This window comes from Natrinema marinum, from assembly GCF_024296685.1.
In the GTDB taxonomy this organism is placed as follows: Archaea; Halobacteriota; Halobacteria; order Halobacteriales; family Natrialbaceae; genus Natrinema; species Natrinema marinum.
On sequence record NZ_CP100763.1, the window covers coordinates 321,715 to 347,835 of the forward strand.

The following is a 26,121-nucleotide window of genomic DNA, read 5'->3' on the forward strand; positions in this document are numbered from 1 at the left end:
GAGGGCCCTCAGTCGGCTGATTTGCCGACTTCGGGCGTGCAATTCGAGCGGAAAACGAGACCGCACACGAACGGTCGATCGTCCGCCGACGATCGCGGCGGTACCGACTACTGCTCGGCGTCGGAGCCGTCGAACGCAGCGGGCGCCTCGGGCTCGATATTCGCGAGTCGCATCGCGTTGCCGGTCACGCCGAGGCTCATCCCCATGTCGCCGACGACGACCGCGTGGATCACCGTCACGATACCGAGGGGTGCGCCGACGGCGAGGACCGCCTTCACCGCCAGGCTCGCCCAGATGTTCTGCCGGATGACGCCGTTTGCCGTCCGCGAGAGCCGGTAGAGATACGGCAGGCGAGTGAGGTCGTCGCCCATCAGCGCCACGTCGGCCGTCTCGAGGGCCGTGTCCGTCCCCGCCGCGCCCATCGCGATGCCGATGTCGGCCGTCGCGAGCGCGGGCGCGTCGTTGATGCCGTCACCGAGCATGGCGACGCTTCCCGCGTCGTCGGACTCGTCGTCGGCGCTTCGCGCTTCGCCGTCGAGTCGCCGGATCCACTCGAGTTTCTCGTCCGGCAACAACTCGGCGTGGAACTCGTCGATTCCCACCCGATCGGCGATCGCGCGGGCGGTCCCCTCGTTGTCACCGGTGAGCATCACGACGCGGACCCCCGACTCCTGCAGTCGCGAGACGGCCCACTCCGCTTCCGGTCGCACTCGGTCGGCGACGGCGACGACGCCAAGCGGGCCGTCCTCCGTGCCGACGACCACGACGGTCTTACCCTCGCTCTCGAGGCGCGGGACGACGTCCCGTAACACGTCCAGACAGCCGTCGCGGTCGCAATCCGGCCGCGAATCGCCGCCCGTCGACGCGGCCTCGAGCAGTTCCCCGCCGTCGGTCGTCGCGTGGGCGTGCTCTAAGTCCGCCAGCCCCTCGAAGAGGTCGGGTTTGCCGACGTAGTGCGTCTCGCCGTCGACGGCGGCGCGGACGCCCTTCCCGGTCAGCGCCTCGAAGTCGGACACGTCCGGCACGTCGGGCTCGAGCCCCCGCTCTTCGGCGAAGCCGACGATCGCGCGGCCGAGCGGGTGTTCGCTCCGGCGTTCGACCGCGCTCGCGCGCCGAAGGACATCGGTCTCGTCGGCCCCCTCGAGCGGGATCACGTCGGTCACCGACAGATCGCCGGTGGTGAGGGTCCCGGTCTTGTCGACCGCGAGCACGTCGCTCTCGGCGACCGCCTCGAGGTACCGGCCGCCCTTGATGAGAACGCCGTTGCGCGCCGCGCTGGTGATCCCGGAGACGACGCTGACGGGCGTCGAGATGACGAACGCGCAGGGACAGGCGATGACCAGCAGCGTCAGCCCGCGGAGGAACCACGTGTTCCACGATGCGCCGCCGAGTAGCGGCGGCCCGACGGCGACCGCGATCGCGAGCGCGACGACGATCGGCGTGTAGACGCTCGCGAAGCGATCGACGAACTGCTCGCGGTCCGTCCGCTCGCGTTCGGCGTCCTCGACCAGCCGGACGATCCGCGCGATCGTCGAGTCGCCGGCCGCGTGCTCGACCGCGACCTCGAGGTAGCCCGACTCGGCGATGGTGCCGGCGAAAACCTCGTCGCCCGCCGCCTTGTCTGCGGGGACGCTCTCGCCCGTGATGGGCGACTCATCGATCGCGCTCTCGCCCTCTCGAATCGTCCCGTCCGCGGGGATCTTCTCGCCCGGCCGGACGACGACGGTGTCGCCGACCGCGAGGTCGTCGGCCGGAATCTCCTCCTCGGAACCGTCCTCGCGCTTGACGGTCGCCGTCTCCGGTGAGAGATCCATTAGCTCCCGCAGGGAGTCTCGCGCCCGGTCCATCGAGTACGTCTCGAGTAACTCGGCGACGCTGAACAGGACCGCGAGGGTCGCGCCCTCGAAGGGGTGGTGGGCGGCGACCGCGGCGACGATACCGACGCTCATCAGGAAGTCGATGTCGAGGCTCAGCGTCCGCGCGGAGTAGTAGCCGTTCCGGAAGATCGGCGCGCCTGCGACGGCCGCGGTGAGGACGAAAAGCAGCGTCGAGAGCTCGTAGCTCCGGCCGACGGCCGAGAACAGGGTCGGGTTCGACCCGGCGAAGACGAACTCGAGGGCCATCCCGGTGGTGACGACGACGGCACCGACAGCCGTGATGACCGCTCGGCGGCTCTTCCAGACGGGGTCGGCGTCGATCGGATCGCCCTCGCCGCCGACCGGCGTCGCGTCGTAGCCGGCTCCCTCGATCGCGGCGGTGACGGTCTCGGCGTCGGTCGCTTCGGCCACCGCCACGGTCACGCGGCCCGACGCGGGCTGAGTCTCGATTTCGTCGACGCCGTCGACGCCCGCGAGGGCGTTCTCGACCTTGGTCGCACACGAGGCACAGTCCATTCCCGGGACCGACACCGTTAGCTCGGCGTCCGCGTCCTCGCCTGCGATCTCGTAGCCGGCCGCACGGACCCGGTCACGGATCTCCCCGTCGCTCGTCCGCGCCGGATCGAACTCGACGACGAGGCGGCCGCTGGCCACGCGTGCGTCCAACTCCCCTATTCCCTCGAGTCGCTCGACGCTGTTGGTCACCTTGCCGGCGCAAGACGAACAGTCCATCTCGGGGACGCGAAGCTCGAGGGTTCGGCTCGTGTCGGACTCTCCGTCCCGATCGGGCGGCGTCGGTGGTGTCGAATCACTCATTACTCCGTTGTAAGTACTCGTTCCCCATACGGGTTATTCGGCGTGCGCCAACTCGACCGTCGGCGCGACGCTCAGCGACCGGCCGCGAGCGCCTCGAGCGAGTCGCCGTCGACGAACGCCGTCGCGAGGCTCGCTTCGGCCCGTCGAAGCCGATAGGAGAGCGTCGATCGCGGAATCTCGAGCACGTCGGCGAGGTCGGAGAGGTCGATCCGGCGCGGCGTCTCGTAGTAGCCGCGCTCGACCGCCGCGCGGAGCGCGTCTCGCTGTTCGGGCGGGAGTTCGTCGTCCGACTCGAATCGATCGCGGTCCGGATCGAGGTCCGTCAGCCGGAGCATCTCCATTCCGGTACACTCGCCGACTTCCTCGCCGAGCGCGTCGAAGAAGTCGTGAATCGGCGCGTCGCTCCCGAGGACAATCCGCCAGCGGTAGCGCCGTCCCTCGCGGTAGGTCTCGAACAGCAGTCCCTCGCCGATGTACTCGAGCGCGAGGTGGGGAACCGACGTGCAGACGTCGGTGCGATCCCAGTAGGTGTAGACGACGAGTTCGTCGCTCGAGCGGTCGAGAATCTGAGTCTCGCAGTCGGCTCCGCAGTCGTCTCGAACGAGGCAGTCCGCGCAGTACGCCGGCTCGCGATAGGCCGCCTCGAGGGCCTCGATCCCCGCTTCGGAGCCGGTCGCGTGGTCGACCCGCCAGAGGCTCTCGGGAGTGACGTGACACGACAGCGATCGAACCGTCGTGTCCGGGTTGGCCTCGAGCACGTCCGCGACCGGGTTCGTTCCGGGATCGTACTCGAGGGCGAAGACGAACTCTCTCATTGCGAACGGGTAGGACCCGACGCGACAAAGGGCTTCCCGACGCTCGCCGAGCCTCTCGTTCGCGCACGGCGACTTTTATCGTCGTGGAGCGATATCTATCGCCGAATGGACTCTCACGCTGACAGTCAGCGAGCGACCGGGACCACGCCGAGTGTTACGATCCGTCGATTCGGCGTCCTGTTCGCGGTCGGTCTGTTGGGAATCGTCGCGCTCGCGGTCACGACGCCTGCGCAACTCGAGGCGGTCCCCGACGCGCCGGCCGTTCCCACGGCGGTCCTCGTCGTCGCGGTGATCGTCCAGTCCTCGGTCCTCCTCGCGATTGCGGTGTTGATCGGCTGTTATGCCGCACCGCGACTCGGGCTTCGCTCGCACCTGCTCGAGCGCGTCTCCGAGGGAACGCCCATCGGCCCGAACCTCCGCGCCGATCTCCCGACCGCGCTCGGCCTCGGGGCCGTCGCCGGACTGGTGATCGTCCTCGCGGAGGCCGTCTTCGCCCCCGCGATCCCGGCCGATGCGGGGGCCACCGAGGCGACCGTCGGCGCGGTGCTCTCGAGTTTGCCGGTCCGATTCCTCTACGGCGGGCTGACCGAGGAACTGCTCCTGCGCTGGGGGTTCCTGTCACTGGTCGCGTTCGCCCTCTGGAAGACGGTCGGCCGTGGGACGGATCGCCCGTCCGACCGGCTGCTGGCGACGGCGGTCGTCGTCGCGGCGGTCGTCTTCGGCCTCGGCCACCTTCCCGCGGCGTCGACCACCTACGGCGGGCTCACTCCGGCCGTCGTCGCGTGGATTATCGCCGGCAACACGATCGGTGGTCTGGCGTACGGCTGGCTGTTCTGGCGACGGAGCCTCGAGGCGGCCATGATCGGTCACATGGCCACGCACGTGATCTTCGTCGCGCTGTCGCTGGTGATCGTCGTCGCTTGAAACCAAAACGACGGAGACCGGTGGCCGAGAGCGCGGCTCGAACGACAGTGAGAGTCGCGCGATCCGGGGAAGGGCAGGCCGCTGCCTGATTACGACCGCGAGCGAGGCCGAAAGACGAGCGAGCGGGCCGACGACCGATGTGAAGAGCGCGTTGCGCTCGAAACGGAGGGAGGAGTGCTTTTCATCAACGTTTTGCCGAGGGCGCGGCTTCGCCGCGCCCGCAGCGCAAAAGGTTGTTAGTCGTCTAGGAGTTCCCGCGCGATGACGTTCTTCTGGATCTCGGTGGTGCCCTCGTAGATCTGGGTGATCTTCGAGTCTCGGTAGAACCGCTCGACGGGGAAGTCGTTGACGTAGCCGGCACCGCCGTGGATCTGGACGGCCTCGTTGGCGACGTCGACGGCGACGCGGGAGGCGTACTCCTTGGCCATCGACGCGCCCATGGTGATGTCGTTGCCCTGATCGACGTTCCAAGCGGCCTTGTAGGTCAGGTTGCGCGCGGCCTCGGTCTTGGTCGCCATGTCGGCGAGCTTGTGCTGGATGGCCTGGAAGTCCGAGATGGGCTGGTCGAACTGTTCGCGGTCCTGCGCGTAGTCGAGGGCGGCTTCGAGCGCGCCCTTCGCGATGCCAACCCCCTGTGCGGCGACGCCGGCGCGGGTGGCGTCGAAGAACTGCATCTGCTGGAGGAAGGCGGCGTCCTCGTCGCCGACGAGGTTCTCCTCGGGGACGCGGACGTCGTCGAAGATGAGTTCGGCGGTGTCGGAGGCGCGGATGCCGAGCTTGCCCGTGATCTTGTCCGAAGAGAACCCGTCGCGGTCGGATTCGACGATGATCTGGCTGAAGCCGCCGTACCGGCTGTCCGCGTCGGGGTCGGTCTTACAGAGGACGACGAAGAAGTCGCCGACGGTGCCGTTGGTGATCCACATCTTGTTGCCGTTGATCACCCACTCGTCGCCGTCTTTCTCGGCGCGAGTCGAGACCGACGAGACATCCGAGCCCGTGTCGGGTTCGGAAATCGCAGCGCCGGAGATCTTCTCGCCCATCGCGACGGGCTCTAAGAAGCGCTCCTTCTGGTCTTCGGTCCCGAACTCGCGGATGGCCTCGGTCCCGAACGAACAGGCCAGAATCGAGAGCGCGATCCCGGGGTCGTGGGAGAACAGCTCCTCCGAGATGATGATCGACTCGAGGGTCGAGTAGCCGGCACCGCCGTACTCGATCGGGATCGAGGAGCCGACCAGGCCCATCTCGGCGGCCTTGTCGACGATCTCGTGGGGGAACTTCTCTTCGGTGTCGTACTCCTCCGCGTTGGGGACGATCTCGTTCTCGGCAAATCGGCGGACTTCGTCGCGGATCTGCTGCTGTTCTTCGCTGAGTCCGAATTCCATGGTCGTTCCTTACTATCCGAGCGATAAAGAGCTTTGTAACCGTGGATGAACTGAATTATAGTTTCTAGTCGATAATAGGGAAACGTTGAAACGGGGCCACATGGGATTTTCGACTATGGATCTCGAGGATATCAACACCATCACAGTTCTGGGTGCGGGAAACATGGGCCACGGTATCACGGAGGTCGCCGCGATGGCGGGCTACGACGTGGTCATGCGCGACATCAAAGACGAGTTCGTCCAGAACGGCTACGAGCAGATCGAGTGGTCGCTCGAGAAACTCGCCGAGAACGACCGGCTCACCGATGAGGAAGCCGAGGCGGCGCTCGAGCGCGTGACGCCGGTCGTCGACATGGAAGCGGCCGTCGCCGATGCCGACGTCGTCATCGAGGCCGTTCCCGAGCAGATGGAGATCAAGAAAGACGTCTACGGCGAACTCGAGGAGTACGCCCCCGACCGCGCGGTGTTCGCGACGAACACCTCGAGCCTCTCGATCACCGAACTGGCGGACGTGACCGAGCGCCCCGAGCGGTTCTGCGGGATGCACTTCTTCAACCCGCCGGTCCGGATGCAGCTGGTCGAAGTGATCTCGGGCGCTGAAACGGCCGAGGAGACGCTCGAGTTGATCGAGGGCCTCGCTGCGGAGCTCGGGAAGACGCCGGTTCGCGTCCGCAAGGACTCGCCGGGCTTCATCGTCAACCGCATCCTCGTGCCGCTGATGAACGAGGCCTGCTGGCTCGTCGGCGAGGGCGAGTCCACCATCGCCGAGGTCGATTCGACGACGAAGTACGGGCTCGGGCTACCGATGGGCAGCTTCGAACTCGGCGACCAGGTCGGTAACGACGTGAGCTATCACGTCCTCGAGTACATGCACGAGGTGCTGGGCGAGGCCTACGAGCCGGCGCCGCTGCTCGAGGAGACGGTCGAGAACGAGGAACTCGGCAAGAAGACTGGCAAAGGCTTCTACGACTACGAGGACGGCGACGGGGCACAGATCCCGACCGATCAGCAGTCCGAACTCGTCGAGAAGCGACTGCTCGCGATCGTCGCGAACGAGGCCGCGAAGCTGATCGGCGGCGACGTCGCGCCGCCCGAATCGATCGACGAGGCGGTGAAGCTAGGCGCCGGCTTCCCCGACGGCCCGGTCGCGATGGTCGACGACTACGGGCTCGATCGGCTCCACGAGGCCCTCGAGGCGGCCTACGAGGAGACCGGCCACGAGCGGTACGCGCCCGCGGATTACCTCGCGGAGCGCGCCGAGGACGGCGGATTCTACGGGGACGGTGAAGCGTCCGACGAGATCGACTTCGAAACGGTACGGATCGAGTACCCCGGCGATATGGTCGGGCACATCGTTCTCGATCGGCCCCACCGGATGAACACCATCAGCGACACGCTCCTCGAGGAGCTCTCGACCGCGATCGAGACCCTCGAGGACGACGATGACGTGCGCGCGATTCTCATTACGGGCGAGGGTGAGCAGGCGTTCTCCGCGGGTGCGGACGTCCAGAGCATGGCCGGCAGCGGTGCTGACCCACTCGAGGGGCAGGAACTGTCGCGGCTGGGCCAGTCGACGTTCGGCGAACTCGAGGCCTGCGACCTGCCCGTCGTCGCCGGGATCGACGGCTTCTGTCTCGGTGGCGGGATGGAGCTTGCGACCTGTGCCGACTTGCGGATCGCCAGCGAGCGCTCGGAGTTCGGCCAGCCGGAATTGAATCTCGGGCTCATTCCCGGCTGGGGCGGCACGCAGCGACTCAAGCACGTCGTCGGCGAGGGCCGCGCGAAGGAGATCATCCTCACCGCAGAGCGCTACGACGCGGCGACGATGGCCGACTACGGCTTCGTCAACGAGGTCGTCGACAGCGACGACCTCGCCGATCGCGCGCTCGAGCAAGCGACCGACCTCGCCGGCGGGCCGCCGATCGCACAGACGTTCACCAAGCGCGCGATGCTCGCGGGGCGCGACGACACGGAGTCCGGCCTCGAGTACGAGGCCTCCGCGTTCGGCCACCTGATGGCGACCGACGACCTCGTGGAAGGTATCACGGCGTTCATGGAGGGCGAGGAGCCGGAGTTCGAAGGGAGCTAGACGGCCCGACCGAACCAGCATTGTTGTTCGCGACACGTTCTCGAACGTTGACAGTTGGTCGCGAGATTTATCATGCAGAGGTACCATTGGTGACGCGTGGCTGTAATCGATGCAACGAACAGAGGGGGTACCCGATGACTGACGGGCCCGAAATACTCGTCGTCGACGACGAAGCCCGACTCGCGGACCTGTTCGCCGCGTGGCTCCAGAGCGAGTGGAACGTCGAGACGGCATACGACGGAGAGGAAGCGCTCGAGAAGATGGCCGACTCCGTCGAGGTCGTCCTCCTGGACCGGCGAATGCCGGGGCTCTCCGGCGACGAAGTCCTCGAGGAGATCCGCGACCGGGAACACGATTCGCGGGTCGTCATGGTAACGGCGGTCGATCCCGACTTCGACATCATCGAGATGGGATTCGACGATTATCTCGTCAAGCCGGTCTCGAAGGACGAACTCGTCGAGATGGTCGACGATGTCGCCGACCGCTCGGACTACGAGTCGGATATTCAGGAGTACTACGCGCTCGTGTCGAAGAAGGCCCTGCTGGAGTCCGAGAAGGCCGACCGCGAACTCGCGGACAACGAAGAGTATCAGGAGCTCTGTGAACACGTCGACGACCTCGAGCAACGGGTCGACGAGACGGTTTCCGGCATGTCCTCCCACGACGACTTCGTCGGCGCGTTTCAGGACCTCCAATCGGAGCACTAACCGTCAGTTTCGAACTCGAATCGGGCCCCCTCGCCCTCGCTTTCGGTCGCCGTGACCGACCACCCGTGTCCGGTAGCCACTTCTCTGACGACCCAGAGTCCGATTCCTAACCCGTCTGAAGACGACGAGACCGACGGATCGAACAGCCGCCCCTGAAGCTCCTCGGGGAGCCCCTCGCCGTCGTCCTCGATGAAAAAGCCGCGGCAGCCGTCCCCCTGATCATCCGCCTCGAGCAGCCCGACGCGGACGCGGACGGTCGCGCCGCCGTGTTCGATGCTATTGCGAAAACAGTTCTCGAGCAATCGCAGGAGCCGCGAGCGATCTGCCTCGAGCGTCGTCGTGCCCGTCATCGATAGCGTCGCGTTCGGCGTCGAAACGTGGTCCCACGCGTCGCGGACGGCCGACTCGAGGTCGAGAGACGCCGTGTCGGTCGCCCACTCGCCTTCGCGGGCGATGGCCAGCACGTCCTCGATGATCGTCTCCATCCGGTCGAGCCCCTCGTGAGTCCGCTCGGCGTACTCGAGGTCGCCGGTGTCTTCGAGCAGTTCGAGGTAACCCTGGGCGACCCCCAGCGGGTTGCGGAGGTCGTGGCTGACGATCTGGGCGAAGGCATCGAGTTGTTCGTTGCGCTCGCGGAGTTCGCGCTCGCGGCGCTTGCGCTCGGTGATGTCACGCAGGACGCCGACGGTGCCGTTGAACTCGCCGTCCGGGACGAGGACCGCTATCTGTGCCTCACAGGGGATCCGGTCGCCGGCTTTCGTCTCGAGGGGGAGTTCGAGGGTGTCGGTGCTCGCGCCACGCTGCAAGAGCGATCGGACGGTGTCGGTGGCGGCCTCGATGTCGTCGGCGTCGAACAGCAACGAGGCGTGCTCGCCGAGCAGCCCTTCGCGGCTGTAGCCGGTCATCTCGACGAGCGCATCGTTGACGGTCGTGAAGTGTCCGGTAGCGTCGAGGACGTACATCCCGTCGCCCGCGGTCTCGACGAGGCGTTCGTACCGGTGTAGTGTTCGTTCTTGCTGCTGGTGTCGGCCGCGCAGGGCGATCGTCTCGAGAACGTGGGACGCCGCTCCCGCGGCCGCCCGGATGGCGTCTCGCTCCGCGTCCGAGATCGGGTCCGGCGCGTAGACGACGACGACGCCGTAGAGGTCGCCGCTCGCAGCAAGCGGTGCGACCGCAACCGATCGGACGCCGTGTTCGAAGGCGCGGTCGCCGAACGGCACGGCGTCGCGGCTTGTCGCGTCGTAGCGCTGGGTCTGCAGCGTCCGCGTTCGGAGCGCTCGCTCGAGCACGGGGTGGTCGCCGTCCCCGATGGGGAACGTCCGCTGGAGCGACCACTCGACGGCGTCGGGATCGGACAGCCACGGGACCACCGCGCGTTCGCCGCGGTCGTACTCGCCGACCCAGGCGAACGAGAAGCGATCGCTGGCCGTCAACTCCTCGCGGAGGGTCCGTTCGACCGCGAGCGGCGAGGTGACGTCGACGAGCCGACAGCGGGCGGTGCTGACGATCGACGCGAGTCCGTCCGGCAGGTCGCGGATCGATGGGGTCGGTCTTGCAGCCGACACGTCGCCGCCGGCGCTCGCGTCGATCTCGGCGTCGGATCCGGTCCCGATCCGCTCGCTGATCGCGTCGACGAGCCGCGTGTCGGAATCGGTTTCGTCCGTTCGAGCAACGACTTCGCTCAGCACGGTGGCGTCCTCGTCGCCGTTACCCCAGTGGACGAACGTGGGTGTCGTCGCCGTCTCGCTCTCGACGGCATCGACGAGCGCAGCCACGCTGCCGACCGTGTTCACGTCGATGACGACCGCGTCGATCGCCTCTCGCTCGAGTCGGTCGACGGCCTCGGACGGTCGCTGGGCGACGACCATGTCGACGGGGGCGTCGGTCAGCGACAGCGTGACGGCCGCGCGCGTCGTCCGATCGTTGCTCACACAGAGGACGCGTGGCCGACTCATATCGGGTGGATAGTTCCGGATAGCATCTCTCTCACAACGGCGGTTGGTTGCCGGTACGAACGTAGTCGATCGGGATTGTTCTTTCGACCGACTACTAGTGTGTCTGACAATAAGTCTACTCGGATGCTCTCTGACGGACGACAGCGGTCTCCCGCCGGCCGGTGCGGTATACGGAGTGTCCGGGGCCGCTACCAGCCTGAAAACGAGCAGTGCTCAGGGGGCCTGGCCGTAGATCAGGTTGCGCTGGATTTCGTTCGCCCCCTCGTAGATGACCGGAATCCGCGCGTCGCGGTAGACGCGCGCGATCCGGCGTTCGTCCAGAACCGACCGGCCGCCGTGGAACTGCATGCCCTGCTCTGCGACATCGACGGCCGTCTCGGTTGCCTTCGTCTTCGCCATCGCGGCCCAGTAACCCGCGTTCTCCTCGTTGGCCACTTTCTCGCGGGCGCGCCAGGTGAGCGTCCGGGCGCTTTCGAACTCGAGGATCATGTCGGCGAGGCCGTGCTGGACGGCCTGAAAGTCGCTGATCGTCCGCCCGAACTCCTCGCGGTCGTGGGTGAACTCCCAGGCCTCCTCGATGGCGGCCGCGGCGATGCCGAGGCCGTGGCCCGCGACGGCGACGCGACCGTGGTTGAAGAAGTCCGCGAGCATGAAGAAGCCGTCTCCCTCCTCGCCGATCAGGTTCTCTTCGGGGATTCGGCAGTCCTCGAACTCGATGTGGGCCTGTTTCGAGGCGCGCATCGCCATCTTCTCGGGGATGTGTTCGGCCTCGTAGCCGTCCGTATCGGTCGGGACGATGAACATCGAGTGGTTGCCGTAGGGGTTCTCCTCGTCGTCGCCGGTGCGGGCGTAGAGCGTCACCCAGTCGGCCTCGACGCCGTTGCCGATCCAGTACTTCTCGCCGTTGATGACCCACTCGTCGCCGTCCTTCTCGGCGCGGGTCTGCATCCCCGAGAGGTCGCTCCCGGTGTCGGGTTCCGACACGGCGAGTCCGGAGCGCTGCTCGCCCGTCGCGACCGGCCGGATGTACTCCTCGCACTGCTCGTCGGTGCCGTACTCGTAGGTGATCTCACAGCCGAAACTCGCCAACTGCAGCGTCAGCGCGATCCCCGCGTCGGCCCGGTAGAACTCCTCGGTGATCGCGAGCAGTTGTGCGAGATCCAGCCCGCGACCGCCCCATTCCTCGGGGATGTCCTGTGCGACGAGGTTCGCCTCCCGGCCTGCCTCGAGGATCTCCTCGGGATATTCGCCAGCCTGGAAGTACTCCTGTGCGTTGGGTTCGATGTGCTCGCGGGCGAACTCGCGGGCCTCCGCCTTGACGTCCCGTGCGTGTTCCGGAACGATGCTGTCGTCGAGCAACTCCATACCACGTAGGACGACCGCGCGGGGCAAATAGCCGTGGTCGAACAATGCAACCTGAGAATCCGGCCGTCTCGACGCGATTCGATCACGGCGTCGACGCCCGCGCACGTCTGTTCGCGTCTCCTACCCCAGCATCCGTGCGAGGTCGTCGATCGAGTCGGCCGCCTCCGCGTGCTCGGGGAGCAGATAGATGTCCCAGAGGAGGTCGGCCAACAGGTGTGCGTAGAGGACGGCCCCGGTCAGGATCGCAAGCGGCACGCTGACGAGGGCGAGCGCCGGGACGACGACGCCGGCGATGACGACGTGGCTCGTCAGCCTCGAGAGGACGCCCACGTCGCCGGGCTCGAAGATCCGCGACTGGTCGGCGACCGCCGCGCCGGGATTCGCGAGACAGAACCGGACGGCGTCCCAGCCGCCGGTCTTAGCGCGAGCGATGAGGAAGTGGTCGAGATCGATGCAGACGCCGACGGCGGTCCCGTAGGCGACGACGGCCACGACGGGAACCGAATAGCCGCTGACGGTGACCGGCGGAAGCAGAGATGCGAGGATCGCTGCGACGATGAGCGAGACGAGCGCGTGGTGTTTCGAGTAAATAGAGACTCACCTACCAAAGACGATTACGTCGATCCGGTAAATCGTTCCGTCGTCGTCCGCTCGCGAGGCCAGCGCGGACAGCTCCAGCCCCGTCGCGCTTCTATCCCGCGAAGCCCGACAGGAGCCACTCGTCGCCGTCGCCCTCGTCGTCCGCGATACTCGGCGCGCTCACGAGCACGAACGCGCTCTCGCTGTCACCGTTGCGGATCTGGCGGGTCGACTCGGGCGGCAGCCACAGCGCGTCGCCGGCTTCCATCTCCACGGGTTCGTCGTCGACGACGACCGTCGCCTCGCCTTCGATGAGGACGTAAATCTCCTCGTGATCGTTGTCCGTATGATCGTGTGGCATGCTCTTCCAGTCGGGATCGCACCGCGCCACCGTCACCCCGACCTGCTCGGTCTCGAGCGGGTCGCTGAGAAAGTGCATCGCGCTCGAGACCTGCTCGACCTCCTCGTAGTTGACCTTCCGGTATGACATACGTCTCCATTGGTGAGGGCGACAGTAAAACTACGCGTTCCCTCTCGGTCCGTGTAGTTTCCACGACGAACCGCGACGGTTCGCCACAGTTCGGGACCGAATTCGTTAGGATTGCGCGAGCGGATCGAAGCTATCGACCGGAATGACGGAATAATCGACGGTCAGCGCGTCCTTCGTCGCCCGGATCTTCCCGACGAACGCAGAGATCTCCTCGAGCTCCCCCTCGAGGACGAACAGCTCCATACAGTAGTGATCGCCGACGTGGCTGTGGAAGTTCGAGGCGACGAGGTCCTCGTGTTCGTGGCGCAGGTGCATCATGCGCTCCTCGACGCTCGTGGTCTCGTAATCGAAGAGGACGGTGACGATGCCCATCAGGTCGCGGTCCTCGAGTCGTGTGTCCTCGAACTCCCCGAGGAGATTGCGGGAGGCCTCCCTGACGACTTCGCTCCGCCCGGTGTACCCGTGCTCGTCGGCGAACTGATCGAGTCGCTCCAGCAGTTCGTCCGGCATCGAGACGCTGACGACGGCCATGTAATAATCGACCGGCAGTGATCTATTAAGGCTTATTATCGAACTGCCCGGCAACCGCTTCCGGCGTCGGCCGCCGTCGGCTCGAGCGACCTCGACGGACGCTCTCGGCGCTTCCGTGGGTTCGCGCCGAGCTCGTACTTTCGCTTTCCCCGCTCTCGAGCGCCCGAGCTAAACGTGCTCTCTCGGCATGAGGTCCGCGAACTCCTGGGCGGCGAGCCACTCGCAGAGCTGGGCGAGCTGGTCGCTCGCGGCCTCGAACAACTGCTCGCCCTTCTCGGCCGTCGCGTCCGTCTGGTCGCCCAGTACGCCGTTTTGGGTGTTGTCAGCGGCGTCGTAGAACGTTCGGGAGCCGTGTTTGACCGTGTCGGCGTCGGCGACGCTCGGCACGCCGGTGTCGCGGGCCTCCTCGAGTCGGTCGTCGTGGACCAGCTCCGGCTCGAGGTACTGGATCATCGCGGTCTCCTTGGGGCCGCCGTGGGGGCCGTTTTGCTCGAAAACCTCGTCGACGAGTTGGGGGATCGACTCGTCCCACATCCACTCGATGGCGTAGGCGGTCTCGTCTTGCCGGAGCCGCGCGCCGACCTCCCGAAGGTGGGGAACGTTGCCCCCGTGGGCGTTGACGTAGATCACACGGTCGATCCCGTGGGACGTGAGGTTCCGCGTCAGCGACTCCACGTACTGGCGGAACTCGGGCGGTTCGACCCACATCGTGCCGTGGAACTGGCGGTGATGACCGCTGACGCCGATATTGATCGTCGACGTACAGAGGTAGCCGGTTCGGTCGGCCGCTTCGCGCGCGAACGCCTCCGCGATCAGGTGGTCGGTCGCTTCCGGCAAGTGCGGGCCGTGCTGTTCCGTCGAGCCCAGCGGCACGAGCGCGAGCGATTCCGACTCGAAGTACGACTCGAGGTCCGGCCAGGCTTCGTCGCCGAGGTACATGTGACGGTATCGGATGCGGACGCCCAATAGCCTACGGGACCCGGAACCCCTGATCGCCGGCCGATCGAAGACAGCAGCTACCGTCACGGCCCGACAGTCGGTTCGGTCCTCGAGACGGCTGTCGGCGCTGTCCTTATCCGTTTGAGCGTCCACTGTCTGCTAATGACTGAACCGGCGGAATCGGCGGGACAGGTACCCGTAGGCGACGGTGACGGCCGCGCGGCCCACCAGTGGTATCGAACCCTCGCCGACATCGTCGCGGGCGGCGTCTTCCGGCTGGACGCGGACGATCGCATCGTCGCGGTCGACGACACCCTCCTCGAGCTATCGGGCTACGACCGCGAGGCGCTCCGCGGTGAACACGTGTCGCACCTCATCGCCGACGGGGACGCCGACTCCCTCGAGTGGCCCGTATCGGCCGACAGCGACGATCGCCGCGCCGAGTCCGACACCGGTGCGACCGCACCCGTCTCGCTCGAACAGGCGATCCGGACCGCGACCGGCGCGGTGATCCCCTGCGAGCTCCGGCTCGGTGTGGTGCCGGCCGACAGCGGTCGAGCGGGGACGGTCGGCGTCGTTCGGGCGTGCGAGTCCGGCGAGCCAGAAGCGGACTCGCAGACGGACCCCAAGGGACTGGACACAGCGACGACCGGCTGGAACGAACCGGCCGGCGACGGAGCACCGGCGTCGGGACCGCCACTCGACTCGATCACCGCCGCACTCGAGGAGGCCGACGTGGGCGTCTTCGTCCTTGACAGCGAGTTCGACGTGGCGTGGATCAACGACGCCACCGAGCGGTACTTCGGCCTCGAGCAAGCGAGCGTCGTCGGTCGGGACAAGCGGGACCTGATCGAGGAGACGATCTCCAAGCGCGTCGCGGAGCCGGATCGGTTCCTCGAGAGCGTCGGCGCGATCTACGACGACAACAGCGGCAGCGAACGGTTCGAGTGTCGCGTCACGCCGGGCGAGAACCGAGCGGAACGTTGGCTCGAGCACCGGAGCAAGCCGATCGAGTCCGGCCCCTACGCCGGCGGTCGAATCGAGCTCTACTACGATGTCACCGAACAGCACCGGCGCGCCTACCAACTGCGCCGGTTGAACGAGGCCGTCCGCGAGTGGTTCGGCTCCGGCAGCCGGGACGAACTCGCCGTGCAGGCCTGCCGACACCTCTCCGACATCCTCGATCTCGAGATCAACGGCATCTTCCTCCACGAGCCCGAAACCGACGCGCTCGAGCCGGTCGCCCGCTCTGAGGCGGCGGCGGCGCTGTTCGACGACCTCCCAACGTTCGCGGCGGGCGAGGGCGTCGCCTGGCGCGTCTTCGAGACCGCCGAGCCGGCGATTTACGACGACATCAGAGCCGACCCCGACGTCTACAACCCCGAGACGCCGATTCGAAGCGAGATCTGCCTCCCGATCGAGGACCACGGCGTCGTCCTCATCGGCTCCCTGGAGCGGGGTGCGTTCGACGACGGCGACCTCTCGCTCGCAAAGATTGTCGCCTCGAGCCTGGAAGCGGCCTTCGACCGGATCAGCCACGAACGGGCCGTCGAGCGCGAGCGGACCCAGACGGCGACGCTCCTCCAGACCGCTCCGGTCGGTATCTCGGTCGAGGACGACGACGGCGAGCGGCTGCTGGCGAACCGGTACGGACAGACCAAACTCGGACTCGACGACCGCGGACCCCTCGGGGAGACCGAACTGCTCGCCGAACTCGATGTTCGCGACGCCGATGGCGAGCCCGTTTCTCCCGAGAACGGCCCCTCGGCGCGCGTCAGGGCGACCGGCGAGCCAGTCACGAACGAGGAACTCGCGGTCGAGGACGCCGACGGCGAGCGGCGCTGGTTCTCGATCACCGCCGTCCCCGTGTTCGACCCCGACGGATCGCTCGAGCGAGTCGTCTCCGCCGCCGAGGACGTGACGGCCCTCAAAGAACAGGAGCGCCGCCTCGAGCGCCGCAAACACGAACTCGAGACCGAACTGAGCGAAATCCTCGGTCGCGTCTCGGACGCGTTCTACGCGCTCGACGACGAGTGGCGCTTCACCCACGTCAACGACCGCGCCGCGGAGCTGCTCGGCCACGATCCCGAGGAACTCGTCGGCGAGAACATCTGGGCGCGATTCCCCAGCGGAACGCGGTCCGACCTCCGCGAGCGTTATCGCGAAGCGATGGCGACGCAACGCCCCCTCTCGTGGGAACGCTACTCCGAGTCCCTCGGGATCTGGATGGAGATTCAGGCCTATCCCTCCGAGACGGGGTTGTCGGTGTACTTCCGGGACATCACCGACCGGAAGCGCCGCGAGCGGCAACTCGAGCAGTACGAACGGATCATCGAAACGGTCGAGGACGGCATCTACGTGCTCGAGGAGGACGGTCGGTTCGTAACCGTCAACGACGCCTACGTCGATCTGACCGGCTACGACCGCGACGAACTACTCGAGAGCCACGCCTCGCTGGTCGTCGACGAGCAGGTGATGGAACTCGCCCGGCGGGTCGCGGCCGACGAGAGCGACGCCTCGACGATCGAGGCCGAACTCGAGACGAGCGGCGGCGACCGCGTCCCGGTCGAGGCGACTGTGACATCGACCGCGTCGACCGACACCGGCCGCCAGCGGATCGGCGTCGTCCGGGACATCACCGACCGAAAGGAGCGACAGCGGAAACTCGAGGAAAGCGAACAGCGTTACCGCACCCTCGCCGAGAACTTCCCGAACGGTGTCGTCGCGCTGTTCGACGACAGCCTGCGGTACACGGCCGCCGGCGGGCAGCTCCTCGGCGATCTCGGGATCGACCGGGCGACCACGATCGGGCAGACGATCTACGAACGGTACCCCGACGAGCTGGTTGCCGAGATCGAACCCCACTTCCGCGCCGCGCTCGACGGCGACGAGCGAACCTTCGACGTGAGCTACTACGGCCGCGAACTGCGCGCCCACACCCTTCCCGTTCGCACCGGCGATGTAGTCACTGCGGGCATGCTGGTCATCCAAGACATCACCGAACGACGGGAGTACCAGCGCAAACTCGAGGCGTCGAACGAACGGTTAGAGCAGTTCGCCTACGCCGCGTCCCACGACTTACAAGAGCCCTTGCGGATGGTCACCAGCTACCTGCGATTGCTCGAGGACCGGTACGCGGACGCGCTCGATGGTGACGGCGAGGAGTTCATCGCGCACGCTGTCGACGGGGCCGAGCGGATGCGCGAGATGATCGACGGCCTCCTCGAGTACTCCCGCGTCGAGACGCGCGGCGACCCGCTCGAACCGGTCGATCTCGAGGCGGTCCTCGAAGACGTCCGCGAGGATCTTCAGGTGAGAATCGAGGAGCGCGACGCCGACATCAGCGTCGAGCCGTTGCCCTGCGTCGAGGGCGACGAAAGTCAACTCCGGCAGGTGTTCCAGAACCTGCTGTCGAACGCGCTCGAGTACAGCGGCGACGAGCCCCCGCGGGTCCGCGTGAGCGCCGAGCGAACCGACGGCGCGTGGGAGGTCGCGGTCGCCGACGAGGGGATCGGCATCGACCCCGACGATCAGGAGCGGATCTTTCGGGTATTTCAGCGGCTCCACGCCCCCGAGAAGCACGCGGGGACGGGGATCGGACTGGCGCTGTGCAAGCGGATCGTCGAGCGCCACGGCGGCGAGATCAGGGTCGACTCGACGCCCGGCGAGGGCGCGACGTTCTCGGTCACGCTCCCCGCGGTCGACGGCGAATCGTAAACCGTGGGGAGACGGCTCGTTAACGCTGGAAGCTGGGAAAGAACGTAGCTTCCGCAGGTTTATTTGGATCGCACCCGCTTGTCGAACTGCCCGTGGGGTTGCCACCGAAACCACACCACCTACCGACCCCATGGGCGATACGACCGTCCTGCGGCTCGCTTCTCGACGTCGCTCCGGTAGCTTCTCGAAACCGTAACAGACGGGTTACGGCGAACGCCTCGTTGTACTGCAGTAGTTGGTACTGCCACTTCTTTATTTTATGGGATTATATTTCGGTATAGGGTAAGTAGGAGACGAAGCGACGAACGATTTCTACGAGAAACGGCAGAAACTGCGTGCTGAATACAGAGTGAATTCAGCAGAGCATCGGCGAGGAGGTGAATCCGCAGTCAGCCGGCAGAGTCTCGAGGGTCATCCGTCGCTTAAGCTTTTTATCGAGATTCGACTAGTATCCCGTATGCCCAGAGGGACGCCGGAAGATGTCTCCGATTCGATTAGGTACCAGGGAAAAGCGATTGATGACCCGGCGTGGATGGCCGAATTTCTCGCCGAGCAGGAGACTGGCGTGCTCGGTCTCGTAGATGACGATTCCCCTCATCTCGTGACCCAACTTTTCGTCTTCGATCCCGAGGAGGGCTGTATATTTCTTCATGGCGCACAAGCGGGGCGTGCCCACGGTCTCGTCGAGGACGGCGCCCAGCCACGAGTCGCTTTTACGACGAGCGAGAAAGGACGCTACGTTCCGGCCAACGAACCAGTGAACTTCACCGTCGAATATTCGAGCGTGGTCGCGTATGGATCGATCGAACTCCTTTCTGATCGGGAAGAAAAACGAGGCGTTCTAGAGCAGTTCATGGAGAAATTCGCTCCCCAACTGACATCGGGTGAAGATTACCGAGAGATGTCCGAGGAGTCCATCGATCGGACGGCCGTTTACCGTCTCGACGTAGATTCTTGGAGTGGCAAAAGGGGATGGAAGGACCCCGAACATCCGGCGGCCTACGAGTTGGACTCTACCCGGTAACTGAGACAATCTACTTTTTCTGAGGTGCCCTCGAGCCTCCGGACCGCATTCGCGCTCTGTACCCAGAACGCCTCTATCAACATCTTCGGTCGATGGTGGATATATCGGCGCTAAGTTCTCATGTGTAGTGACCGAACTGTTCGGTTCAGGTTCAGTCGGCGCTCTGAATACAGAAATCGCGCTAGTAGCTACTGATCGGAAAACCCGGCCAGAGATCGACGTTGGACGAGATCCCTGAGCGGAGCGAGGGGGATGTCTCGGTGTCGGAACCCCAATCGTGGCAACGACCGGCGCTCTGCCCCTCGCGATCATGCAGTCGAGACACGGCTCAATAGGGTTATCGGCCATCGGTGGGGGATCGCCGTCGAACCGGCGACGATCGCGCCCGAGACGACTCGAGCGCCCCGTCTCGGATCGCACACTCCCGGCCCGAAACGTTCGTTTCAGTTAACAGCAAGCTTATGCCGATCCCCTCGAGAGACCGATGATATCTAGCGCGAACGATGCATCGACGACTCCCCTCCCTCGGATCAGACGACCGGCTCGCAGCCGCTCTCGACCGCCTCTCCGGCGCGATCACGCGCCGGTTCGCGGTGGACCGGCGAGCGCTCGCGGCGTTTCGGATCGCGCTCGGACTCCTGTTGCTCGCCGACCTCACGCTCCGCGCGCGGAACCTCGAGGCGTTCTACACCGACGCTGGCGTCCTCCCGCGATCGGCGCTGTACTCGGATTACGGTGCCGTCTACTCGATACACGCCGTCTCCGGCGAGGCGTGGGCGATCGGGCTGTTGTTCGTCGTCGCCGCCGGCTTCGCCACCGCGATGGTCGTCGGCTACCGGACGCGGCTGGCGACGATCGGCTCGTGGCTACTCCTCGTCTCGCTGCACGTTCGCAATCCGATGGTCCTCAACGGCGGGGACGTCCTGTTCCGGATGCTGCTCTTTTGGGCGATGTTCCTCCCGTTGAGCGACCGGTGGGCGATCGACGCCGGTCGCACCGATTGGGCTCGAACGACTGTCTCGAACGTCGCCACGATGGCGCTGCTCTGCCAGGTCGTCGCGATGTACGTGGTAAACGCCCTCCACAAGACGGAGGGGGAGATGTGGATGAACGGCGAGGCGGTCGTCTACGTCTTCAGCCTCGACTATCAGTTCACGGTCCTGCTGGGCAACGTCCTCGCCGAGTACCACGATCTCCTGTCGCTCATGACGTACGCGTGGATCGCGCTGGTCATCTGCTCGCCGCTGTTGCTCATCCTCACCGGCCTGCCGCGCGCGGCGCTGGCGTCCGCGTTCGTCGGCATGCACTTCGGGATGTTGCTGACGATGCGGATCGGGCTGTTCCCGCTGATCGTCGTCGCGGCGTTCGTTCCGTTCTATCCGCCGGTCGTCTGGAACGGCGCGAGCGCGCTGGCGACGCGAACCGGTCTCGCCGAGCCGAGCCGCCGCTGGGGGAGACGGCTCGCGACCGCCGTCCGCGGTTTCGACTCGCGGATTGACGCGCCCGCGGCCCCGATACCCACCGCTCGGGGAATCCGATCGGCCGTCTCGAACGTCCGCGAGCGCGGGGGGACGCTGTTCACGACGGCCGTCCCGGCGCTGTTCCTCGTCCTCGTGGTCCTCTCGAACGCACAGGCGGTCGGCTACACGCAGGTGCCCGATCCCGGCCAGTCGGCCCTCGACGCGGCCGCGGCCGAACAGCACTGGCGCATGTTCGCGCCCGAGCCGCTCCAGACCGACGGCTGGTACGTCGTCCCGGCCACCCTCGAGAACGGGTCGACGGTCGACGCGATGTACGAGTCCGAGGTAAGCTGGGAGCCCCCGCCGAGCGGCGCGGCGGTGTACCCCAACGCCCGCTGGCGAAAGTACCTCTCGAACGTCTACGGGGCCGACAACAAGAACCATCGGTCGTACCTGTCGAACTACCTCTGTGAGCGCTGGAACCGCAGCCACGAGACCGACATCGAGGACCTCGAGCTCTACTACGTCCGACAGCCCTCCGAGCCGTACAACGAGACCGAATCGACGAGCGAGATCATGATCCAGCAGTACGACTGCGGCGGCGACTTCGTCCAGTAGGCTGTCGCGTGGGACTGTCCGCGATGGGCTCGAGCCGGCTACGACCCGTCGGTCCCGCGAACGGTCTCCGACTGCTCGGCCGTACTCCCGACCGTTTCGACCCTGACGGGGAACGACTGGTCGTTCGCGACGACCGCCGTCTCGAACTCGAGAATCGCCGTTTTCGACTCCCCGCCGTCGATCGAGACGTGTTGCGTGTCCACCAGCGTCGGATCGTGGCCGACGAGCAGTTCGACGGCCTGTGTGACCGACCGGTCGCCCGCGTTCTCGAGGGTCGCGGTCACCTCGAGTACGTCGCCGGCGTCGACGGGGTCGTTCGTCCCCGCGATCGAGACGGTCACGCCGGCGTCACCGCCGGCACCGCCGTCGGCGCTGCCGACCGTCCAGACGCGCTCCGACGCGATCGTCCCGTCGTCCGCGATCACCCAGGCGACGATCGGGCAGCGCTGCGGGAGCCCACCCTCGATCGTCAGCGACGCGGTGTCGGTCGCGCCTGACACGCCGGAGACGCCCAGCAAGCGGTCGACCTGACTGACCCACCAGACGACGCGATCCAGCGCCCCGTCGGGATCGGCGACCTCGAGCGCGAGGTCGGTCGTTCCCTCGTGATCGACCGGCAGTGACCCTCGCGCCGGTCGAGCGGCTTCGATCGTGGGCGGCGCGTGCCCGTTGGGCGTCACCGTGACCGTCCAGTCGGCCCGGTAGTTACCGGCCTCGCTCTCGATTCCCGCGGTAACCTCGTGATCGCCCTCGGCGTCGGCGGTGTACTGCCAGTAGTGGGCGTTGCGCTCGGCGTAGTAGATCGACTGCCAGGGGGAGGCCGTCGACTCGCCGACGGACTCGCCGTCGACCCACCAGGCGGTGGTCTGTGACGCGTCGGGATCGACCGCGCCGGCCTCGAGCAGGACCGACGCACCGGGCTGCACCGCGATCTCAGCGTTCGGGCGCGTCAGTCCGTCGCCGAGTTCGTCGACACCGCGGACGGTCACCGTCCGCGCGGCCGACCCGCCCGCGGCCTCGACGCGGACCGTCACGTCGCGGTCCTCGTCGGCGGGTTCGACGCGGTGGCTCGCGGGGAACGGTCGCCTCGTCTCGCCCGGCTCGAGCGTCAGCGTGACGTTGCCGACGGACTCGCCGTCGACGAAATACTCGACAGTCGGACGCGCCGTCCGGTCCGTCGCGTTCTCGAGTTCGGCGGTCACCTCGAGTAGCCCCGCACCCGCGACGGGATCGGTCGCGTCGGCGATCCGGACGAGCACGCCCGAGCCGTCGGAGATCGGTTCCGATGCGTCGTCTCGAGGCGCACGTTCCGTCCGGTCGCCCCGAGAACGGACGCGGCCGTACGTAGCGGGAACGATACTACTCGCCACGGCCCCTCGCAACAGCGTCCGCCGGTTGACCGTCATTCGTGATCGGAAACCGGAATTCCGGGTAAAAAGCGGCGCTACCGTTTCGGCCGGAAAACCTCCCATTCGCCGCGTCAGGCTCCCCCTGAAACCGCGGTCGGGCTCTAACACCACCGATCCGGAACGGCGCCGACACACTCCTCAGTACCGGCGTCGTCGCCGTCGGCGGCCCCTACGGGGTCCCTACTCCCGACCTTTCGCGACGCGACCCTCGCTCGTCACCGCATCGACGTGGACGTGAACCCGCCCCGAGCCCGTCTCGAGCGGGACGATCCACGACGCGCTGGTCCGGTGTGGGTCCTCGAGCACGCTGATGTCGTCGTACCCCTCCTGCTCGGCGGTTTTGCGAGCGATATCGGCGGCCTCGTCGGCGTCCTCGATGCGGATCTCGTCGGTCAGGCGGACGGTGACGACGGGCACGTCGGCCATGCGGACGATCCGTTCGGTGACGCTGCCGACCAGTACCCGGTCGAGCCCGGTCCGGCCCTGGGTCCCCATCACGATCATGTCGATCCCGTGCTCGTCGGCGTACGCGAGGATCTGTTCGTGGGGGACGCCCTGTTCGACCGCCGTGACGACCTCGACGCCCTCTCGGCTCGCTTCGGTCTCGATGCGCTCGACCGCGCGTTCGGCCGCCGGAATCGCCTCGTCGGTCTGAAGCGTGCCAAGCGGCCCCTCGGGCACGACCGACAGCGCGTGGATCGTCGCGCCGAACCGATCCGCGATCGTCACCCCGTGATTGAGCGACCGCCGGGTGCCGTCGCTCCCGTCCGTCGGCACGAGAATGTCCTGATACATCGATATCGCGTGCCTAGGGAACCCGTGCCTAAATACCCTCGAGTCGGATCCTGTCGGCTTCGGACCACCACAGGATGTTCGCCCGCTCGAGCCGAGGTCGAAACGGGCAGCCGTCCCGCCTTTGAGAATCTTTTTTACGGTACGCGGAAACGGTTCGCACGGAGCATGACAAATCTTGTCACTAACGTCGCCAGTGCCGTCGAGGAGTACGGCGACAACACCGCAATCGGGTTCCAGGGGTCCGACATCAGCTACGAGGAGTTCTGGGGGCAGACGGGCGCGTTCGCGGCCGCGCTCGAGGAACGCGGCCTCGGTCCCGACGACCGCGTCGCACTGTACCTTCCGAATCTGCCGCAGTTCGTGATCGCGTTCCACGGGACGCTTCGTGCCGGCGGAGTCGTCGTTCCGATGAACCCGCAGTACAAGTCCCGTGAGATCGGCCATCTGCTCGACGACAGCGAGGCGAAGGTCGTCGTCGCGCTGGCCGACCTCGTCCCCTTCGTCAACGAGGTACAGGACGAGACGAGCGTCGAACACGTCGTCAGCGTCGGCGGCGACGCCGACGGTGCGACCGCGTTCGAGGCGTTCTTAGAGCGCGGCGCGCCCGAAATCGTCGACCGTGACGACGACGACGACGCCGTCCAGCCGTACACGTCCGGAACGACGGGCCAGCCAAAGGGCGTCCAGCTCACTCACGGCAACCTCGCGTCGAACGCGAACGCCGCCTCGGAGCTGATCCCCGACGGGATCCGACCCGACGACAAAGGGCTCGGCGTCCTCCCGCTGTTCCACATCTACGGGATGACCGTGACGATGAACGCGGCGTTATTCAACGGGGCCGCCTACTACCCGATGCCTTCGTGGGAGGCACAGGACGCCATTTCGCTCATCGAAGACGAGCAGCTAACGATCATGCACGGCGTGCCGGCGATGTACAACGACGTGATCAACCAGCCCAACGCCGAGGAGTTCGACATGTCCTCGCTGCGCCTCTGTGGCGTCGGCGGCTCCGGCATCCCCGTCGAAGTGCTGCGCCAGTTCGAGGAGCTCTACGAACCGAAGATCTACGAGGGGTACGGCCTGACCGAAACCAGCCCGATCACCCACTTCAACAGCCCGATCGAGGGTCGTCGCGTCGGCAGCGTGGGCAAGACCGTCCCCGGCGTCGACTCGAAAGTCGTCGACGAGGACTTCAACGAGGTCTCGCCGGTCGAGGAGGGCCCGATCGACGAGGAGGAGGCCGACCTCCGCGAGATCACCGGCGAAATCGTCGTCGCCGGTCCGAACGTGATGAAGGGCTACTACGGGCTGCCCGAGGCCAACGAGGAGGTCTTCACCGAGGACGGCGGCCGGCGCTGGTTCCACACCGGCGACATCGGCTACAAGGATGAGGACGGGTTCTTCTACGTCGTCGACCGCGAGAAGCACATGATCGTCACCGGCGGCTACAACGTCTACCCGCGTGAAGTCGAGGAGTTGCTCTTCGAGCACCCCGACGTGGCCGACGCGGCCGTCGCCGGGATCCCGGACGAACGCCGCGGCGAGACCGTCAAGGCGTTCATCGTTCGCACTCCCGACGGCGACGTGACCGAGGAGGAAATCAAAGAGTACTGCCTGACCAACATGGCGGAGTACAAACACCCCCGCGAGGTCGAGTTCGTTCAGGAACTGCCACGGACGACCACCGGGAAAGTGCAAAAATTTAAGCTTCGTGGACAGGAAGGAGGTGACGAATAATGGCACTCGGAGATGCAGTCCTTCTCGATATCGAAGACGACGGCCCCGCGACGATCACGCTGAACCAGCCTGACCGCCGCAACGCCTTCTCGGCGGAGATCCACGACGGATTCGTCGCGGCCTTCGAAGAGATCGAAGGCAGCGATGCCCGCTGTGTCGTCATCGAAGGCGCCGGCGGCGCGTTCTCGGCCGGCGGCGACGTCAACCGGATGGTCGACGCCCTCGAGGAGGATATCCCCGCCGACGAGCGGGCGCGCAGCCTCGAGCAGCGAACGAAGGAGATGATGACCGCGCTGGTCGACTGCCCGATCCCGACGATCGCCGTGATCGACGGCCCCGCCGTCGGTGCCGGCGCGAACCTCGCCATCGGCTGTGACGTGCAACTGGCCAGCGACCGCTCGGTGTTCGGCTTCGTCTTCCGGCAGGTCGGTCTGAGCGTCGACGCCGGCACGTCCTACCTGCTGCCCCGGATCGTCGGCGAGAACGTCGCGAAGGAACTCGTCCTCACCGGCGACATCTTCGGTGCGGACCGCGCGAAAGATCTCGGACTGGTCAACCACGTCTACGACGCCGACGAGTTCGACGAGCGTGCCGACGAGTTCGTCGACAAGGTCGTCTCCGGCCCGCCGATCGCGCTGCGCCACGCCAACCGGCTCGTCGGCGAAGGCCTCGAGAAATCCCTCGAGCAAGCCCTGACCGACGAGGCCGTCGCACAGGGGATCGTCTTCGAGACCGGGGATCACGAGGAGGGTGTCAGCGCCTTCCTCGAGGACCGCGATCCCGAGTTCGAAGGCCGCTAGCCGGTCGCTACCGATTCGGACTCCTGTTTCTGTTTCTCGAGGGTGGGAACGTCGCCGTCTCGAGGCCCGGTTTGTCTCTCTGACATCAATTT

At 66.4% G+C, this 26,121-nt stretch carries 19 protein-coding genes; 8 read left to right on the forward strand and 11 right to left on the reverse strand.

Translation table 11 applies throughout. From position 1 onward, the window contains the following. Positions 1-107 precede the first annotated feature (107 nt). On the reverse strand, positions 108-2,693 hold the full coding sequence (locus tag NKH51_RS01660; protein WP_254763506.1) for a heavy metal translocating P-type ATPase: 2,586 nt from the start codon (positions 2,691-2,693) through the stop codon (positions 108-110). A gap of 71 nt (positions 2,694-2,764) precedes the next feature. Continuing rightward, positions 2,765-3,508 (reverse strand): helix-turn-helix domain-containing protein, encoded by a 744-nt coding sequence (locus NKH51_RS01665; protein ID WP_254763507.1) that lies wholly within the window; start codon positions 3,506-3,508, stop codon positions 2,765-2,767. 105 nt (positions 3,509-3,613) lie between these two features. Here NKH51_RS01665 and NKH51_RS01670 point away from each other — a divergent pair, with 105 nt between their 5' ends. Further along, positions 3,614-4,432 carry a CPBP family glutamic-type intramembrane protease gene (locus tag NKH51_RS01670; protein ID WP_254763508.1) on the forward strand — a complete coding sequence of 273 codons (819 nt, stop codon included), beginning with the start codon at positions 3,614-3,616 and terminating at the stop codon, positions 4,430-4,432. Positions 4,433-4,668: 236 nt separating this feature from the next. Here NKH51_RS01670 and NKH51_RS01675 read toward each other — a convergent pair whose 3' ends face one another. Next, the gene (locus tag NKH51_RS01675) at positions 4,669-5,814 is read right to left on the reverse strand and encodes an acyl-CoA dehydrogenase family protein (RefSeq protein WP_254763509.1); all 1,146 of its coding nucleotides are present in this window, start codon (positions 5,812-5,814) and stop codon (positions 4,669-4,671) included. A 115-nt stretch (positions 5,815-5,929) separates the two neighbouring features. On the opposite strand from NKH51_RS01675, the gene NKH51_RS01680 reads away from it, so the two are divergent. Together NKH51_RS01680 and NKH51_RS01685 are read left to right on the forward strand one after the other, a co-directional pair. After that, the gene (locus NKH51_RS01680) at positions 5,930-7,903 is read left to right on the forward strand and encodes a 3-hydroxyacyl-CoA dehydrogenase/enoyl-CoA hydratase family protein (protein ID WP_254763510.1); all 1,974 of its coding nucleotides are present in this window, start codon (positions 5,930-5,932) and stop codon (positions 7,901-7,903) included. A gap of 134 nt (positions 7,904-8,037) precedes the next feature. Next, positions 8,038-8,610, forward strand: coding sequence for a HalX domain-containing protein (locus NKH51_RS01685; protein WP_254763511.1), 573 nt, complete (start codon positions 8,038-8,040; stop codon positions 8,608-8,610). Here the strand turns inward: NKH51_RS01685 and NKH51_RS01690 are convergent. The 6 genes from NKH51_RS01690 to NKH51_RS01715 all read right to left on the reverse strand — a co-directional run bounded on the left by NKH51_RS01690 (position 8,607) and on the right by NKH51_RS01715 (position 14,469). Beyond that, entirely contained in the window at positions 8,607-10,565 is a 1,959-nt protein-coding gene (locus NKH51_RS01690) for a PAS domain S-box protein (RefSeq protein WP_254763512.1), read from the reverse strand. The two genes, NKH51_RS01685 and NKH51_RS01690, sit on opposite strands and share 4 nt — an antisense overlap. Before the next feature lie 213 nt (positions 10,566-10,778). Then, positions 10,779-11,930 (reverse strand): acyl-CoA dehydrogenase family protein, encoded by a 1,152-nt coding sequence (locus NKH51_RS01695; RefSeq protein ID WP_254763513.1) that lies wholly within the window; start codon positions 11,928-11,930, stop codon positions 10,779-10,781. Positions 11,931-12,050: 120 nt separating this feature from the next. Next, positions 12,051-12,476 carry a hypothetical protein gene (locus tag NKH51_RS01700; RefSeq protein WP_254765100.1) on the reverse strand — a complete coding sequence of 142 codons (426 nt, stop codon included), beginning with the start codon at positions 12,474-12,476 and terminating at the stop codon, positions 12,051-12,053. Between the two features lie 145 nt (positions 12,477-12,621). Continuing rightward, on the reverse strand, positions 12,622-12,999 hold the full coding sequence (locus NKH51_RS01705) for a cupin domain-containing protein (RefSeq protein WP_254763514.1): 378 nt from the start codon (positions 12,997-12,999) through the stop codon (positions 12,622-12,624). A gap of 105 nt (positions 13,000-13,104) precedes the next feature. Further along, positions 13,105-13,530, reverse strand: coding sequence for a nickel-responsive transcriptional regulator NikR (gene nikR / locus NKH51_RS01710; protein WP_254763515.1), 426 nt, complete (start codon positions 13,528-13,530; stop codon positions 13,105-13,107). Between the two features lie 168 nt (positions 13,531-13,698). Next, a complete protein-coding gene (locus NKH51_RS01715) occupies positions 13,699-14,469 on the reverse strand; it encodes a creatininase family protein (protein ID WP_254763516.1) in 771 nt (256 codons plus the stop codon). Positions 14,470-14,631: 162 nt separating this feature from the next. Here NKH51_RS01715 and NKH51_RS01720 point away from each other — a divergent pair, with 162 nt between their 5' ends. The 3 genes from NKH51_RS01720 (at position 14,632) to NKH51_RS01730 (ending at position 21,288) form a co-directional block, all read left to right on the forward strand. Continuing rightward, the gene (locus tag NKH51_RS01720; protein ID WP_254763517.1) at positions 14,632-18,186 is read left to right on the forward strand and encodes a PAS domain S-box protein; all 3,555 of its coding nucleotides are present in this window, start codon (positions 14,632-14,634) and stop codon (positions 18,184-18,186) included. 457 nt (positions 18,187-18,643) lie between these two features. Then, the gene (locus NKH51_RS01725) at positions 18,644-19,210 is read left to right on the forward strand and encodes a pyridoxamine 5'-phosphate oxidase family protein (RefSeq protein ID WP_254763518.1); all 567 of its coding nucleotides are present in this window, start codon (positions 18,644-18,646) and stop codon (positions 19,208-19,210) included. Between the two features lie 503 nt (positions 19,211-19,713). Beyond that, a complete protein-coding gene (locus NKH51_RS01730; RefSeq protein ID WP_254763519.1) occupies positions 19,714-21,288 on the forward strand; it encodes an HTTM domain-containing protein in 1,575 nt (524 codons plus the stop codon). Between the two features lie 38 nt (positions 21,289-21,326). On the opposite strand, the gene NKH51_RS01735 is transcribed toward NKH51_RS01730, so the two are convergent. Next, positions 21,327-22,694, reverse strand: a complete 1,368-nt coding sequence (locus NKH51_RS01735; RefSeq protein WP_254763520.1) for a hypothetical protein — start codon at positions 22,692-22,694, stop codon at positions 21,327-21,329. Positions 22,695-22,877: 183 nt separating this feature from the next. Next, positions 22,878-23,492: a universal stress protein gene (locus tag NKH51_RS01740; RefSeq protein ID WP_254763521.1), complete on the reverse strand. Its 615-nt coding sequence runs from the start codon at positions 23,490-23,492 to the stop codon at positions 22,878-22,880. A gap of 165 nt (positions 23,493-23,657) precedes the next feature. Between NKH51_RS01740 and NKH51_RS01745 the strand changes: the two genes are divergently transcribed. After that, positions 23,658-25,229 (forward strand): long-chain-fatty-acid--CoA ligase, encoded by a 1,572-nt coding sequence (locus tag NKH51_RS01745; RefSeq protein WP_254763522.1) that lies wholly within the window; start codon positions 23,658-23,660, stop codon positions 25,227-25,229. Beyond that, positions 25,229-26,029, forward strand: a complete 801-nt coding sequence (locus NKH51_RS01750) for an enoyl-CoA hydratase/isomerase family protein (protein WP_254763523.1) — start codon at positions 25,229-25,231, stop codon at positions 26,027-26,029. The genes NKH51_RS01745 and NKH51_RS01750 overlap by 1 nt, the downstream gene beginning before the upstream one ends. Positions 26,030-26,121: the final 92 nt, after the last annotated feature.

What these genes read in the sequence shown, in the direction of transcription:
- nikR (WP_254763515.1), bottom strand. Translation starts at nt 13,530, where the DNA reads ATGGCCGTCGTCAGCGTCTCGATGCCGGACGAACTGCTGGAGCGACTC.
- NKH51_RS01720 (WP_254763517.1), top strand. Translation starts at nt 14,632, where the DNA reads ATGACTGAACCGGCGGAATCGGCGGGACAGGTACCCGTAGGCGACGGT.
- NKH51_RS01675 (WP_254763509.1), bottom strand. Translation starts at nt 5,814, where the DNA reads ATGGAATTCGGACTCAGCGAAGAACAGCAGCAGATCCGCGACGAAGTC.
- NKH51_RS01705 (WP_254763514.1), bottom strand. Translation starts at nt 12,999, where the DNA reads ATGTCATACCGGAAGGTCAACTACGAGGAGGTCGAGCAGGTCTCGAGC.
- NKH51_RS01750 (WP_254763523.1), top strand. Translation starts at nt 25,229, where the DNA reads ATGGCACTCGGAGATGCAGTCCTTCTCGATATCGAAGACGACGGCCCC.
- NKH51_RS01740 (WP_254763521.1), bottom strand. Translation starts at nt 23,492, where the DNA reads ATGTATCAGGACATTCTCGTGCCGACGGACGGGAGCGACGGCACCCGG.
- NKH51_RS01745 (WP_254763522.1), top strand. Translation starts at nt 23,658, where the DNA reads ATGACAAATCTTGTCACTAACGTCGCCAGTGCCGTCGAGGAGTACGGC.
- NKH51_RS01695 (WP_254763513.1), bottom strand. Translation starts at nt 11,930, where the DNA reads ATGGAGTTGCTCGACGACAGCATCGTTCCGGAACACGCACGGGACGTC.
- NKH51_RS01730 (WP_254763519.1), top strand. Translation starts at nt 19,714, where the DNA reads ATGCATCGACGACTCCCCTCCCTCGGATCAGACGACCGGCTCGCAGCC.
- NKH51_RS01670 (WP_254763508.1), top strand. Translation starts at nt 3,614, where the DNA reads ATGGACTCTCACGCTGACAGTCAGCGAGCGACCGGGACCACGCCGAGT.
- NKH51_RS01715 (WP_254763516.1), bottom strand. Translation starts at nt 14,469, where the DNA reads ATGTACCTCGGCGACGAAGCCTGGCCGGACCTCGAGTCGTACTTCGAG.
- NKH51_RS01725 (WP_254763518.1), top strand. Translation starts at nt 18,644, where the DNA reads ATGCCCAGAGGGACGCCGGAAGATGTCTCCGATTCGATTAGGTACCAG.
- NKH51_RS01660 (WP_254763506.1), bottom strand. Translation starts at nt 2,693, where the DNA reads ATGAGTGATTCGACACCACCGACGCCGCCCGATCGGGACGGAGAGTCC.
- NKH51_RS01735 (WP_254763520.1), bottom strand. Translation starts at nt 22,694, where the DNA reads ATGACGGTCAACCGGCGGACGCTGTTGCGAGGGGCCGTGGCGAGTAGT.
- NKH51_RS01685 (WP_254763511.1), top strand. Translation starts at nt 8,038, where the DNA reads ATGACTGACGGGCCCGAAATACTCGTCGTCGACGACGAAGCCCGACTC.
- NKH51_RS01680 (WP_254763510.1), top strand. Translation starts at nt 5,930, where the DNA reads ATGGATCTCGAGGATATCAACACCATCACAGTTCTGGGTGCGGGAAAC.
- NKH51_RS01690 (WP_254763512.1), bottom strand. Translation starts at nt 10,565, where the DNA reads ATGAGTCGGCCACGCGTCCTCTGTGTGAGCAACGATCGGACGACGCGC.
- NKH51_RS01665 (WP_254763507.1), bottom strand. Translation starts at nt 3,508, where the DNA reads ATGAGAGAGTTCGTCTTCGCCCTCGAGTACGATCCCGGAACGAACCCG.